General features: G+C 50.3%; 1 pseudogene. It reads right to left on the minus strand.

The annotated features are described in order from the left end of the window. Nucleotides 1–199: 199 nt before the first annotated feature. Nucleotides 200–1,009, minus strand: a pseudogene (locus BLP80_RS15035) (IS21 family transposase); the annotation flags it as partial.

The following is a 1,009-nucleotide window of genomic DNA, read 5'->3' on the forward strand; positions in this document are numbered from 1 at the left end:
GAAATATCATTGGCTTGGGCCTGACTGAGCAGTTGTTCAAGTTGTTCAGCGATACCTGACAGACACAGGCCGCGGTATTTTTGTGCAACGCTGTTAATGGATGATATGGCTGGCTCCCTGATCACTACAGCGCTTGTTCAGCACACCATATCGTTTCAGAACGGTTGATGGCGTACGGCAGGGCAATACTGTATCCGTTTCACGATAACGCTGTGGATGCGAATGCCAGGCCTCCCAGGCGATCTCGCAGACCTGCTGCAGTTAACCGTGGCGTATCAATCAATAAGGTCAGTAACGATGGATGGATTCTGCCGTGTTGCTGACAATGCGCGGCTAACACCTGTTTTGCACCCACTAACTGATCCTTATAGATTTTCGGTGCACTTGCTTTCAACAAAGCGCAGAGCGCCTGACCGTGCTCTGCATCGTCCAGTAATTGCTGGATATCAGCCTCCAAAGTCGCAATACGCTGCGCCTTGTCGCGGTAATGATCCGTGTTCTTGATAGTTTGACCTTGTTCCAGTCGGATCAAGTGTTCGGCGATGAGTTCACCCGTCGGTAAATCGCTGATGCGCAGTTGACCGTTATGATTGACAACGCCAACTCGACTGCCTTGATAAGCCATTGGCACCGAGTATTTGTTTCCTTGCCAGGCAATCAGGCCAGTTTTGCCACTGTTACGAGTAACGATGCTTTCTGCGGACGACGCCTGAATACAGGAAGGGGTTAAATAAGGCAGCATGGCAGCTTTCTCTGCCTGTTCATAATGGACGCGCGGCTGCTGTCTCGTGCTGCCATGCAGTCGTTGATTAGCCGTGTTGTCCAGCCAATCAGCCAGATAACGCTCTAGTTCATGCCAATTGGCAAAAGCTTCACCATACAAGCCGTTGCGCTTGACATATTTTACACCCGCTTCGACCTTGCCTTTACTCTCAGGATCATAGCCTTCACAGGCACGAATATGAAATCCCACCGCCGTCGCATATTGATGGAAACGTTGATTGAGTGT

The sequence above is a fragment of the Nitrosomonas sp. Nm132 genome, assembly GCF_900100485.1.
Classification (GTDB): Bacteria; Pseudomonadota; Gammaproteobacteria; order Burkholderiales; family Nitrosomonadaceae; genus Nitrosomonas.